At 57.8% G+C, this 12,171-nt stretch carries 10 protein-coding genes; 5 read left to right on the forward strand and 5 right to left on the reverse strand.

Annotated features, from left to right (window positions below):
* Positions 1 to 2: 2 nt before the first annotated feature.
* Both AC3RPL_RS11615 and AC3RPL_RS11620 read right to left on the reverse strand, forming a co-directional pair.
* Positions 3 to 1,310 carry a carbohydrate ABC transporter permease gene (locus AC3RPL_RS11615; protein WP_034939224.1) on the reverse strand — a complete coding sequence of 436 codons (1,308 nt, stop codon included), beginning with the start codon at positions 1,308 to 1,310 and terminating at the stop codon, positions 3 to 5.
* 39 nt (positions 1,311 to 1,349) lie between these two features.
* Positions 1,350 to 2,570 carry an extracellular solute-binding protein gene (locus AC3RPL_RS11620; protein ID WP_490740134.1) on the reverse strand — a complete coding sequence of 407 codons (1,221 nt, stop codon included), beginning with the start codon at positions 2,568 to 2,570 and terminating at the stop codon, positions 1,350 to 1,352.
* Positions 2,571 to 2,899: 329 nt separating this feature from the next.
* Here AC3RPL_RS11620 and AC3RPL_RS11625 point away from each other — a divergent pair, with 329 nt between their 5' ends.
* A complete protein-coding gene (locus AC3RPL_RS11625) occupies positions 2,900 to 4,018 on the forward strand; it encodes an ABC transporter ATP-binding protein (RefSeq protein ID WP_490740135.1) in 1,119 nt (372 codons plus the stop codon).
* Between the two features lie 77 nt (positions 4,019 to 4,095).
* Here the strand turns inward: AC3RPL_RS11625 and AC3RPL_RS11630 are convergent, their stop codons facing one another.
* A complete protein-coding gene (locus AC3RPL_RS11630; protein WP_490740136.1) occupies positions 4,096 to 4,875 on the reverse strand; it encodes an FCD domain-containing protein in 780 nt (259 codons plus the stop codon).
* A 1-nt stretch (position 4,876) separates the two neighbouring features.
* Positions 4,877 to 6,067 (reverse strand): mannonate dehydratase, encoded by a 1,191-nt coding sequence (uxuA, locus tag AC3RPL_RS11635; protein WP_490740137.1) that lies wholly within the window; start codon positions 6,065 to 6,067, stop codon positions 4,877 to 4,879.
* Positions 6,068 to 6,395: 328 nt separating this feature from the next.
* On the opposite strand from uxuA, the gene AC3RPL_RS11640 reads away from it, so the two are divergent.
* Together AC3RPL_RS11640 and AC3RPL_RS11645 are read left to right on the forward strand one after the other, a co-directional pair.
* Positions 6,396 to 7,691: an MFS transporter gene (locus tag AC3RPL_RS11640; protein WP_490740138.1), complete on the forward strand. Its 1,296-nt coding sequence runs from the start codon at positions 6,396 to 6,398 to the stop codon at positions 7,689 to 7,691.
* Between the two features lie 14 nt (positions 7,692 to 7,705).
* Complete coding sequence (locus AC3RPL_RS11645) at positions 7,706 to 10,078, forward strand: glycoside hydrolase family 31 protein (protein WP_490740139.1); 2,373 nt, start codon at positions 7,706 to 7,708, stop codon at positions 10,076 to 10,078.
* A gap of 89 nt (positions 10,079 to 10,167) precedes the next feature.
* Here the strand turns inward: AC3RPL_RS11645 and AC3RPL_RS11650 are convergent, their stop codons facing one another.
* Positions 10,168 to 10,353 (reverse strand): hypothetical protein, encoded by a 186-nt coding sequence (locus tag AC3RPL_RS11650; protein WP_379889255.1) that lies wholly within the window; start codon positions 10,351 to 10,353, stop codon positions 10,168 to 10,170.
* A gap of 220 nt (positions 10,354 to 10,573) precedes the next feature.
* Here AC3RPL_RS11650 and AC3RPL_RS11655 point away from each other — a divergent pair, with 220 nt between their 5' ends.
* The gene (locus tag AC3RPL_RS11655; protein ID WP_490740140.1) at positions 10,574 to 11,341 is read left to right on the forward strand and encodes a hypothetical protein; all 768 of its coding nucleotides are present in this window, start codon (positions 10,574 to 10,576) and stop codon (positions 11,339 to 11,341) included.
* A gap of 88 nt (positions 11,342 to 11,429) precedes the next feature.
* Positions 11,430 to 12,065: a TetR/AcrR family transcriptional regulator gene (locus tag AC3RPL_RS11660; protein WP_490740141.1), complete on the forward strand. Its 636-nt coding sequence runs from the start codon at positions 11,430 to 11,432 to the stop codon at positions 12,063 to 12,065.
* Positions 12,066 to 12,171 lie beyond the last annotated feature (106 nt).

A 12,171-nucleotide genomic window follows, 5' to 3' on the forward strand; every position in this document is an offset into this window, starting at 1 on the left:
CCTTACGCCATCTCATCTTGTTTAAATGCGCGGGTGGCGCGGAACTGCCACAGCGCCAGGCCCACCACGAAGATCGACAGCAGAATGGTGATGCTGGCGGCGATGGCATACTGCGACGATGACATGGTCAGCTTGTAGATCCACGAAACCAGGATATCCGTGCCGCCCGCGCTGGAGCCTGCCACCGCCGGGCCGCCGTTGTTAAACAGATATATGATATTGAAATTATTAAAGTTGAAGGTGTACTGGGTGATGATGATCGGCGCGATGGCATACAGTACCAGCGGCAGGGTGATGGTTTTCAGCCGGGTCCAGGCGCTTGCGCCGTCCATGATCGCCGCCTCATAGAGATCGTCCGGAATGGCCTGCAACACCCCGGTGGTCATGGCAAACACAAACGGAAAGCCCAGCCAGGTCTGCATCATAATCAGCGCGGTTTTGGTCCAGAAAGGGTCCGTCAGCCACGCTTTTGGCGCAATGCCAAAGAAGTCGAGAATGGTGTTGTTAATCACCCCGAAGGTGTCGTTAAACATGCCGGTAAACACCAGGATGGTGACAAATCCCGGCACCGCCCACGGCAGAATAAAAATGGTGCGGATAAGGGGTTTAAAGCGCAGGTCCTTCTGATTGACCAGAATCGCCAGCAGCACGCCAACCGTACATTGCAGGGTGGTAGCCAGCAGCGTCCACACCACCGTCCACTGCAACACGTCAACAAAGGTGGAGCGCCAGACAGAGAGGCTGAAAATATTGATAAAGTTTTTAGCACCCACCCAGTCCACCAGCCTGGCCGGTGGCGAGTGATAAAGGTTGTAGTTGGTAAAGGCAATGGCGAAGCCGAACAGAATGGGAAACACCACCACAAACACCAGCAGGATAAATCCCGGCGTAATCATCAGATACGGAAAGCCATCGCGCAACAACAGCTGATACTGCTTACGGACGCTGTTGAGCGGCTGTCCCGCATCCCGCTTTGCGCCGTTCAGCCAGGCATCGCGCAGCGACAGCAGCCAGAGCGCCAGGCCAAAAGCCACAATCAACAGGCTGAGAATCCCTTCCGCCAGCAGAAAGATGGAGTTATCCCGTGGTAGCTGCTCCCCCAGGGTGTACAGCCCCCATAATCCCTGTGGCAGCACCTGGCGGAACACCCCGGCAAAACTGCTGAGCAGCAGCAGAAAACAGCCGCCTTTCAGCCACTGCCGATGATAAAACTGACCACATCCCGGCAATAGTGCCAGCAGCGCGCCGGTTATGGCATGGCGACGTGAACGCGGGGTCAGCGTCAGCTTTTCACTGGGAGAAATAATCACATCATTATCCTTATTCTGGCGGCTCAGGTTGCGGCCCGGTTACTGATTGCTGGCCTGCATTGCGTCGATCTGCATGGAAATCTGCTTAACGGCGGCATCCAGCGCCGCTTTTGGCGGCTGCTTGCCGGAGACGCTCAGTTCCAGCGCCGCGTTGGCCGGTCCCCACACTTCCTGCATTTCCGGCACGCCAGGCATCGCCACCGCCCGCGCAGCCTGCACCGCCACGGCATTGGCTTTTTCATCATTTTTAATCACAGGATCGTTCATCAGCGCCACTACCGGCGGGATCTCCTGGGTCTGCTGATAGCGCGTTTTGACGTACTGCGGCTGGTTAATAAACTGGATAAACTGCTGGGCCAGCGCCTGGTCTTTGCTCCAGGTCGACACCACATAACCTTTCACGCCGAGAAACGAGCTCATCGGCTTGCCATCCGGCAGCATCGGCAATGGCGCAACGCCATAGTTAATACCGGCAGCCTGATAAGGCTGAAATGCCCACGGGCCATTGATCACCGCCGCCGCTTTCTTTTCGGTAAACAGCGAGTCAATCGCATTCAACCCGCTGTCACCCAGAATGCCCCCCGGGAGCAGCCCCTCACTGAAGAAGCTTTTCAGCAGGGTCACGGCGGCGACGCTGCCCGGCGTGTTCAGGCCGATATCTTTGGTGTTCAGCGCCCCGGAACTCTGTTTAGCAAACAGATAGCCCCCCATCGGTGCCATCACTCCCCAGCTGTAATAGAGCTGGTCAAACTTGGCCAGCAGGCCGTACTGCTTCGCTTCGCGCTGTTTTTTTGAGAAGACGCGATACTCCTCCAGCGTGCTGAGCGGAGCAGGTAGCAGATCTTTGTTGTATATCAGCACCAGGGTTTCCACCGCTTTCGGAATGCCGTATACCACCTTTCCCTCGGTGAACGCCGCCATCGCCGCAGGCGTATACGCCGCCTGCGCTGCCGCATCGACTTTTAAAGGGGCCAGCAGTCCCTGCACCACCGCGCTCCCCAACTGGTCATTAGGGATAACCAGCACATCGGGACCAATCCCGGCCGGGCCATCCAGCCGCAGCTTCTCAATCTGCTGGGTGAAAGGCATCTCCTGCACTTTCACCTCGACATTAAACTGCCGGCTGAAATCCGCTACCGCCGTCTTAATGCCGTCCGACTTCTTAATATCCTCCCAGACGGTCAGCTGCTGAGCCGCGTAAACCGTCTGATTCAGGAGCAGTGCTGACAGCAGCAGCGTGATGCTTGTTTTACTTTTCATTATCGGCCTCATGTGAGCGTATTACATTTTTCTTTCGGCATCCGATATCCTTCCCGGCTTTTAACATCACAACTTGCTTATTAAGCGGCCTGTAAAGGAGGAGACAGTCAACCCTGTTAATGTCATACGCTACGCGCCAGCCCGAGTTATCTCCAGCCCGTTCTCATCAATGTGTGATCGCTGTTACATAAATCAAAATCGCCGTTAGGGCAGGTTTCATCGCAGCGCTATAGTCAGCTCAGGCCGGATAAGGGTTGCCGGCAAAAACATTCATTTGTTATACGTAATACATTTATTGTTCATCCACCCGATTTGCGATGAGGATTTACATGTCCAGCATCAGACTGAGAAATGTCATCAAGCGCTTTGGCAAAACAGAAACGCTGAAAAATATTGTTCTGGATATTGAGGCAGGCGAATTCACCGTGTTTGTAGGCCCGTCGGGCTGCGGCAAATCCACCCTGCTCCGTTTGATTGCCGGACTGGAGGAAGTCAGTGACGGCCAGATCCTGATTGACGATCGGCCCGTCAATGATGTCGCCCCGGCACATCGTGGCGTGGCGATGGTGTTCCAGTCTTATGCGCTCTACCCGCATATGAGCGTGGCGGAAAACATCGGCTACGGGCTGAAGGTCAACGGCATGGCCAGAGCGGAAATTGCCCGTCTGGTGGAGAGGGTGGCGAAAACGCTGCAACACTCCCATCTGCTGGAGCGTAAACCTATAGAGCTCTCCGGCGGTCAGCGACAGCGTGTGGCGATTGGCCGGGCTATCGTGCGCAATCCACGGGTGTTCATGTTTGATGAGCCGCTGTCGAACCTTGATGCGGAACTGCGCGTGGAGATGCGCCTGCATATCGCCAGGCTGCATCAGGAACTGAAAACCACCATGGTATATGTCACCCACGATCAGGTCGAAGCGATGACGCTGGCGGATAAAATTGTGGTAATGAATGACGGCCGGGTGGAACAGGTCGGCGCACCGATGGCGCTCTATTACAACCCGGTGAACCGCTTTGTGGCCGGGTTTATCGGCTCGCCGAAGATGAATTTTTTGCCCGCGAGCGTCGTCCAGTACGGGAACGACGGACTGGTGGTCAGCATTAACGAAGGGGAACGGTTGCTGACATTGCCGGTGCCGCAGCGGCCATTGCAGCCCGGAGACAAGGTGACGCTGGGCATCCGGCCGGAGCAGTTGCAGATGGGCGGCGACGCGCCGTTACAGCTTGATTTCCACTGCGAAGTGGTGGAGCGTCTGGGCAACAACACCTGTCTGTTTGGTCAGAGCCACGGCCATGACGGTTTTAAAATGCTGCTGCCGGGTGATGTGCATTTCCGTCCTTATCAGAAATTACGCCCCTCTTTCTGGCCGCATCACTGCATGGTGTTTGACCACAACGGGGAGAGGATCAGCGTCGATATCCACATCCCACAGGAACAGGCGGCCTGACTGCACGGCGGGAGAGTAAAAACGGCCCGCCGGTGTGCACGACGGCAGAGCAGCATCGCCCTGAGCGGCTGGCCCGCTCATTCACTGCCTTCGCCCAGTGGCCATGAGGCAAACAGATAGCCATCAAAGTTAAGGTCATCGACATCGGAAAACTCCAGCAGTCGCTGTTTGACGTTTTCAAGATGCTGCCACATGGCGCATTTCGCGGCGCGGGGATCTTTTTTTATCAGCGCCGCGAGGATGCGCCGGTGATCCTCCAGCCACGCCTGCCGGTAGTGGGAACTGTCGAGATGGCGATGCAGCTGCGCCCACATCGGGTTATTCACCCGCCACTGCCATGACTGCCTGAACAGCTCCACCAGCAGGCTGTTGTGAGTGGCTTCGGCAATGGCCAGATGAAACAGCCGGTCGCCCTTTTCCGTGTCGTCCAGGCTGTCGGTCGCCAGCTCCTGCTCCTCCAGCAGCAGCGCCTGGCGCATTTTGCTGATATCAGCAGGCGTCACCTGCTGGGCAGCAAATTCGGCAATGTTGCTCTCCAGCAGCTGTCGCGCCTGCAACAGTTCAAACGGACCGGCGCTCTCCTGCTGTGGTGCCTGACCGCCTGCCGCCTGGCGCTGGCCGGGCGCGGGCATGGCGACAACATAAATTCCGGCCCCGCGTCGCACCTCAATCAGCCCCTCAATTTCCAGCATGATCAACGCTTCACGCACCAGCGTGCGCGTCACCTGAAGCTGCCCGGCAATCTCCCGCTCGGCGGGCAGGCGATCGCCAACGGCGGTCGCCCCCCGGAGGATCATTTCGCGCAGTCGGGTAGCCACCTGCTGATAAGGACGTGATGCAGACGTGTCGGGGATCATCTCAGGCTCCGTTAGTGGACAACGTACGGCGAACGGCCAGTTCGACGCCGCGAATTTCAGCCAGCCCTTTCAGGCGGCCAATCGCAGAATAACCCGGATTGGTCTGTTTGTGCAGGTCGTCCAGCATCTGATGACCGTGATCGGGACGCATCGGGATGGCATCCGGCTCGCCGAGACTTTTACGGCGCTGTTCCTCTGTCGCAATCGCCTTAATCACCGCCACCATATCCACATCGCCGCCCAGGTGCTCCGCCTCATGAAAGCTGTTGGGGTTTTCTTCCCGTCGGGTGGCGCGCAGATGAATAAACCAGACGCGTTCGGCAAAACGTCGGAGCATTGCAGGCAGGTCGTTATCGGCGCGCACCCCGTAAGAACCGGTACAGAAGGTGAACCCATTGGCCGGGCTGCTGACCGTCTCCACCATCCACTGCATGTCATCGACGTCAGAGACAATGCGCGGCAGGCCCAGTACAGGTCGGGGTGGATCGTCCGGATGCACCGCCATACGCACGCCGACCTGTTCGGCCACCGGGATTATCTCCCGCAGGAAATGGGCAAAATTCTCCCGCAGGCGGGCCTTGTCGATGTGCTGATAACGCGCCAGCTGGGCGCGGAACTTCGCCAGGGTGTAGCCCTCTTCCGATCCAGGCAAGCCGGCGATAATGTTGCGTGTCAGGCGCGCCCTGGCATCCTCGCTCATGGCGGCAAAACAGGCGGCGGCCTGCTCCACCTCGTGCGGCTGATAATCAGCGGCGGCACCGGGACGCCGGAGAATATGCAGGTCGAAGGCGGCAAATTCAATCTGATCAAAACGCAGCGCTTTCGCCCCGTTCGGCAGCGGCCAGGCGAGATCGGTGCGCGTCCAGTCCAACACCGGCATAAAGTTATAGCAGACGGTGCGGATGCCACACGCGGCCAGATTGCGCAGCGTCTGGCAGTAACTGGCGATCCACTGGTCAACCTGTCCGCTGCGGGTTTTGATCTCCTCATGAACCGGGACACTCTCCACTACCGACCAGACCAGCCCCGCCTGTTCAATGATGGCCTGCCTTTTGCGGATCTCTGCCACGCTCCACACTTCGCCATTCGGGATATGGTGCAGAGCAGTGACAATGCCGGTCGCGCCCGCCTGTCTGGCATCGGCCAGCGAGACGGGATCGTTCGGGCCATACCAGCGCCATGTTTGTTCCATTTTCTCTCCTCCGGGATGATTTAAGCGTTTGCTGCATCGGCCAGGCGGCCTGAACACAGGTCAACCAGTTTGCATCACACTAAGCATAATCGGCATTTTAGCGCCTGATGCTGCCTGGACCTGCCCGTTTTGTGACCGCGATCGCCCCATAAAGATAAAATTGGTTAACCAAATCACAATTAAGCCCTCTGTATGGCGACCGGTGATGCCGGCTGTGTTTCACTCGGTTTCGCGAAACAAAAACAGCCGTTATCAATGCAGCCGCGCAGTATGCCGCCGCCTTCTTATTGTTTTTTCGCACCACAGCCGACTCAACGTGGAGAACAATATGAACCGCACTGTACTGACAGGGACCGCAATAAAAAGTAAGCGCATTATCCGCAATCTGCGCTGGTGGGTGCTGGTGCTGTTTCTGACCGGCGTCACCGTCAACTACATTACTCGCAATTCGCTGGGCATCCTCGCGCCGGAGCTGAAAACCAGCCTCGGTATCACCACTGAACAATATTCCTGGATCGTCGGCGCTTTCCAGCTGGCCTATACCCTGTTTCAGCCGCTGTGTGGATGGCTGATTGATGTCATCGGCCTGAAGGCAGGCTTTTTAATCTGCGCTACGGTCTGGGCGCTGGCCTGCCTGTTTCATGCCGGAGCCAGTAACTGGCTGCATCTGCTGCTGCGCTTTTTTATGGGCGGCGCGGAGGCGGCCGCCACCCCGGCGAATGCCAAAACGCTGGGAGAGTGGTTTCCGAAAAAGGAGCGACCGGTCTCTGCCGGTTGGGCCGGGGTTGGCTTCTCTATGGGGGCGATGCTGGCACCGCCAATCATCTATTTTGCCCACGGCTCGTTTGGCTGGCAGGGCGCCTTTCTGTTCACCGGCATCCTGGGGCTATGCTGGGTGGTGGCCTGGGCGCTGTTCTACCACTCGCCTGAAAAGCATCCCAACCTCAGCGGAGAAGAGCTGGCCTATATCCGGCAGGATAATGAACCGCCTGCGGTGAAACTGCCCTTTTTCACCGCGCTGAAAACCGTGTGTAAAAACAAACGTTTCTACGGCATCGCCCTGCCAGCCTTTATGGCCGAACCGGCGTGGGGCGTGCTCAGCTTCTGGGTGCCGCTCTACCTGGCGAAAGAGATGGGAATGGATCTGAAGCAGATCGCCATGTTTGCCTGGCTGCCCTTTCTGGCTGCCGATTTGGGCAGCGTGGTCAGCGGCTATCTGACGCGCATCTACCTGCGTTTTTTTGGCTGCACCCGGGTTAACTCCATTGTTGCCAGCTCTGTTACCGGCGCTTTTCTGATGCTGTCGCTGGCGCTGGTCGCCACCACCCGTAATCCCTATATAGCGATTGTGCTGATCTCCATTGGCGGCTTTGGGCACCAGATTATCTCCTGCATGCTCAGCGCGCTGGTGGTGGAGTCGTTTGAAAAAGGGCAGATGGCAACGGTCAACGGAATGCGCGGTTCGTTTGCGTGGATCTCCAGCTTTATCTTCTCGCTGATTATCGGGGTCACCGCCGACCGGATTGGATTCAATCCGCTGTTTGTGGCGATGGGATTTTTCGATCTGATCGGTGCCCTGTTCCTGATCGCCTTTATTGCTGAACGCCGCGCCACGCGCGCCTGAGAGTGAGACTGACCATGAAAACCCTTAAACACTGGACCCTGGCGCAGTCGGATGCGCACCACCTTCAGTTAATCGTTGATGGCAGGCATCATCTCTGCCTGTATGTGCTGGAAGAAAACCTGATCCGGGTGGCGGTAAAACGTCAGGGCGAATTTAATCCCGACCGCAGCTGGAGCATTGCCCCGCAGGGCGAAGTGCCCTGGGAGGGACGTTCACGCGAGAGCCTGGCGGGATTCAGCCTGCCCGCTTTTACCGTCAGCGAACAGGCTGACAGCCTGGTGCTGACCACCCGTCAGTTACGGGTGACGGTGCATCAGCCGCTGTGGCTGGAGTGGCACTACCTTGATCCGCACGGCGAATGGCAGTTTCTCACCGGCGGCCGGACCACAAGCGCCTATCTGCTGAATGCCCACGGGGATGGGGTCGCCCACTATCTGCGCCGCCAGCCCGACGAACGCTACTACGGGCTGGGGGAGAAAGCCGGTGATTTGCAACGTAATGGCAGGCGGTATGAGATGCGTAATCTGGATGCAATGGGCTACAACGCCGCCACCACCGACCCGCTGTATAAACATATTCCTTTTACCCTGACGCGGCGCGACAACATCAGCTTCGGCCTCTATTACGATAATCTGAGCAACACCCAGCTGGACCTGGGCAACGAGCTTGATAACTATCATCAACCCTATCGCCGCTGGCAGGCGGAGAGTGGCGATATCGATTACTACCTGTTCACCGGCAGCCGGGTGCTGGATGTCACCAAAGCCTTTGTTCGTCTCACCGGTAAAACGCTGTTCGGCCCGAAATGGAGCCTTGGTTACAGCGGCTCAACCATGCACTACACCGACGCGCCCGACGCGCAGCAGCAGCTGATGAACTTTATCCGGCTTTGTCGCGAACAGGCGATCCCCTGTGATTCGTTCCAGCTCTCCTCCGGCTACACCTCAATCAATAACAAGCGTTACGTATTTAACTGGAACCGGGAAAAAGTGCCGCAGCCGCAGCAGATGAGCGCCGCCTTCCATGCCGCCGGGCTGCATCTGGCCGCCAACATCAAGCCCTGTCTGTTGCAGGATCACCCCCAGTACCAGGCCGTTGCCGCGCAGGGTCTGTTTATCCGCGACTCTGAAAGCGACCAGCCTGAGCGCTCCGCATTCTGGGACGATGAAGGCTCACACCTCGACTTTACCAACCCCGCCACCATTACCTGGTGGCAACAGGGGGTAACCCGCCAGCTGCTGGAGATGGGCATAGATTCAACCTGGAACGACAACAACGAATATGAAGTGTGGGATGGCGAGGCGCGCTGTCACGGCTTTGGCTGCAGCCTGGCGATAAAGGATATCCGCCCGGTGATGCCGTTGCTGATGATGCGCGCCTCAATGGAAGCGCAGCAGCGTTTCGCGCCGGAGAAACGCCCTTTTCTGATATCACGCTCCGGCTGCGCCGGGATGCAGCGCTATGTGCAGACCTGGAGCGGGGATAACCGCACCAGCTGGCAGACCCTGCGGTATAACATCCGCATGGGGCTGGGTATGAGCCTTTCCGGTCTGTATAACCTTGGTCACGATGTTGGCGGCTTTGCCGGGGACAAGCCGGACGCCGAACTCTTTGTGCGCTGGGTACAGAATGGCGTGATGCATCCCCGCTTTACCATTCACTCCTGGAATGATGACCAGACGGTGAACGAACCCTGGATGTATCCGGCGGTGACCCCCGCCATTCGTGACGCCATCGAACTGCGCTATCGCCTGCTGCCTTACCTTTATACCCTGCTGTGGCAGGCCCATGCCGATGATGAGCCGATGCTGCGCCCCACCTTTCTCGACCATGAAAATGATGCGCAGACCTTTGTGGAAGGCGATGAGTTTATGCTGGGGCGCGACCTGCTGGTGGCAAGCGTGGTGGAATCGGGCCAGCGTCAGCGGTCGCTGTGGCTGCCGGATAATCTCACCGGCTGGTACGATTTTTACAGCGGCGAGTGGTACAGCGGCGGGCAGTGGGTCACGCTGGCCGCCCCGCTGGAAAAACTGCCGCTGCTGGTGCGCGCAGGCGCGGGCCTGCCGCTCAGTCAGCATCTGCGGGCGGTGAATGTGGCGGAAGATAATCAGCGGGAGCTGAAGCTGTTCCCGTTAAAAGGCGTGGGCAGCGCTGAGGGCCTGTTGTTTGAGGATGACGGTGAATCCTGGGGCTATCAACAGGGCAATGCCCTGTGGCTGAACTGGCGGATGACGTGTGACGACCGCGCTATCCGACTGACCATCACGACTGAAGGCCACTTTCAGCCCGGCTGGAAAAAACTGCATATCACCCTGCCGCATCAGGAACACCGCCGTCTGTGGGTCAACGGCACAGAGTGTGACGCATGGCCGCTGAACGAGGCCTGAGCGCCGTGGCCCGTTCAGTCAGAACGCGAACGGGCTTTAGAGCGCATAACTCATTCCAGTAACAATAACGGATGCGGTGAGGGTGACGGCTATTTCTCATACCGCGCTCTCGCCAGCAGGTAGCCGGTTTCAAAGCCATACAGGCCAGTTGGTAACAGCGATTCACTCAACCGGGCGCTGTCAGCCGGTTGATCGGCAGGCAGGGTAAGAGAAAATGTTGGACGCAGCGCGGTCAGCCATTTTCTCGCGGCGGCCAGAAGGGCAAAGGTTCGCATGGTATTTTCCTTGCGGTTAGCGGGTCTGAAAAGAATTTAACCGCGTGCCGCGCACAGAGGGAAATATCAACTTGTGCAAACTTTATCTGCCTGGCGGCTAAAGCCATCTGGCATTCGGCTGAAAAGCAACGCGGCCCGGTTGTACCGGCCGATCTTGTGTCATACTCCCTGCTCTACACAGGCAACCGCCGCCGTTGCCTTTCTGACCATGAGAATGCTGATGAGCCACTTTCTGTGTCCTGCTGCGGCTTACCTTAACCGCCGAAATGAATTGCTGGCCGAGCGTTCAGTTGTCACCTCGACAGAGCGCATCCAGATCATCAATAAAGCGCTGCTGGCCGGTGAAATCGCCATGGCGACCTGCCACGATCTCGATGCGCTACACAGTCTGCAACAGCGTAAGGCCCGGCTGATTAAAGGGCCGGTGCAGAAGCGTCAGCGTGAACTGCAACGGTTTGAACAGCTGGCGCAGCAGCTGCCGCCGGTGCCCTGCGAGGATGAGGCGGCCTGTAATGCCTGGCAACAGCAGTTCAGCGGGCTGATTGCCGCATTTCCCTGGCAACACGCCAGCCCGGAACAGTTGCAAAACGCCCTGTTTTCCACCACCCTGACGCAGTGGCAGAAGACCCTGGAAATTTTGTTCACCTCCGCCAGCCGTCAGCCGCTGTTTGTGCGCATGGCGGAAATCGTGGCTTTTTCCCTCAGCAGAACCGCCCTGCTGGGTGAGGCAACGGAGGTCTGGCGGGCGCTGATGGCCGTTTGGGACAGCTGTCAGCAGCGTGGTGCCAGTGACGCCGCTTATTTTATCTCACTGGAGAGCTACAGTGATGCGGCACATCTGTGTAGTCGGGCTATTCTGCTGTTTTGCTTCACCTGTGAAGCGGTGGTGCGCGGCCAGCCGTTGCCGGACAGGACGCAACTGGATGAGCAAATCAAACAGCATCATCGCAGCGTGATCGACGGCACCCACGCTTTTTTTGACCGCTGACCTGCACATCACCCGCCTGTATCTGTGGTAGTCTTGGCGCTGTTTATCCCGCTGAACATTTTCACCACCACGGACTGACTGACCTGCTATGTCTGCTACTGAAAAAAGAAAAAATGATCCGCAAGGACTGAAAAAACGCATCCTCGCCTCGGCACTGAGCGCCTTTGCCGGGTTCGGCTTGGAGGGCGCACGCATGGAGCAGATTGCGCAGCAGGCCGGTACCACCAAACGCATGGTGGTTTACCATTTCAACAACAAAGAGAATCTCTACGTCGAGGTGCTGGAGCAGGTTTATCTGGCGATACGCCAGCATGAAACGGGGCTGAATCTGCAACAGTTTCCCCCGGAAGAGGCGATGGTGCGGCTGGCGGAAGCCAGCTTCGATTACCATATTTCCCATCCTGATTTCCTGCGGCTGGTGTGCAGCGAAAACCTGATGCGGGGCCGTTTTATCAGCCAGTCAACGCGCATAAAGACGCTGAATCAGAGCGCGCTTGACGTGCTGGACAGCATTCTGTCACGCGGGAAAGCGGCGGGCGTGTTCAATCCGGAGGTGGCCACGGTGGACGTCCATCGCCTGATCAGCAGCATCTGCACCCACAACGTGGCTAACCGCTATACGTTCCACACGCTGTTCGGCAATGATGAAACAGAGCAGCAAAGCATTACCCGCAACCGCCTACTGGTGGTGGAAGCCACCCTGCGCTACCTGCGTCCGCTCTGAAATCCGTCAACATCCCGCCGCAGGCCTGAGCTCTGTCATTCCGGGGTAATTCAGCTACGCTTGAACGGTCAGAGCCGGAGAATGCTGTTCTGCCATCCAATACCAT

This window comes from Erwinia papayae, assembly GCF_058241465.1.

Bases quoted from the DNA above. Each gene is read 5' to 3' on its own strand.
- AC3RPL_RS11620 (WP_490740134.1), bottom strand. From the start codon at position 2,570: ATGAAAAGTAAAACAAGCATCACGCTGCTGCTGTCAGCACTGCTCCTG.
- AC3RPL_RS11625 (WP_490740135.1), top strand. From the start codon at position 2,900: ATGTCCAGCATCAGACTGAGAAATGTCATCAAGCGCTTTGGCAAAACA.
- AC3RPL_RS11630 (WP_490740136.1), bottom strand. From the start codon at position 4,875: ATGATCCCCGACACGTCTGCATCACGTCCTTATCAGCAGGTGGCTACC.
- uxuA (WP_490740137.1), bottom strand. From the start codon at position 6,067: ATGGAACAAACATGGCGCTGGTATGGCCCGAACGATCCCGTCTCGCTG.
- AC3RPL_RS11640 (WP_490740138.1), top strand. From the start codon at position 6,396: ATGAACCGCACTGTACTGACAGGGACCGCAATAAAAAGTAAGCGCATT.
- AC3RPL_RS11645 (WP_490740139.1), top strand. From the start codon at position 7,706: ATGAAAACCCTTAAACACTGGACCCTGGCGCAGTCGGATGCGCACCAC.
- AC3RPL_RS11650 (WP_379889255.1), bottom strand. From the start codon at position 10,353: ATGCGAACCTTTGCCCTTCTGGCCGCCGCGAGAAAATGGCTGACCGCG.
- AC3RPL_RS11655 (WP_490740140.1), top strand. From the start codon at position 10,574: ATGAGCCACTTTCTGTGTCCTGCTGCGGCTTACCTTAACCGCCGAAAT.
- AC3RPL_RS11660 (WP_490740141.1), top strand. From the start codon at position 11,430: ATGTCTGCTACTGAAAAAAGAAAAAATGATCCGCAAGGACTGAAAAAA.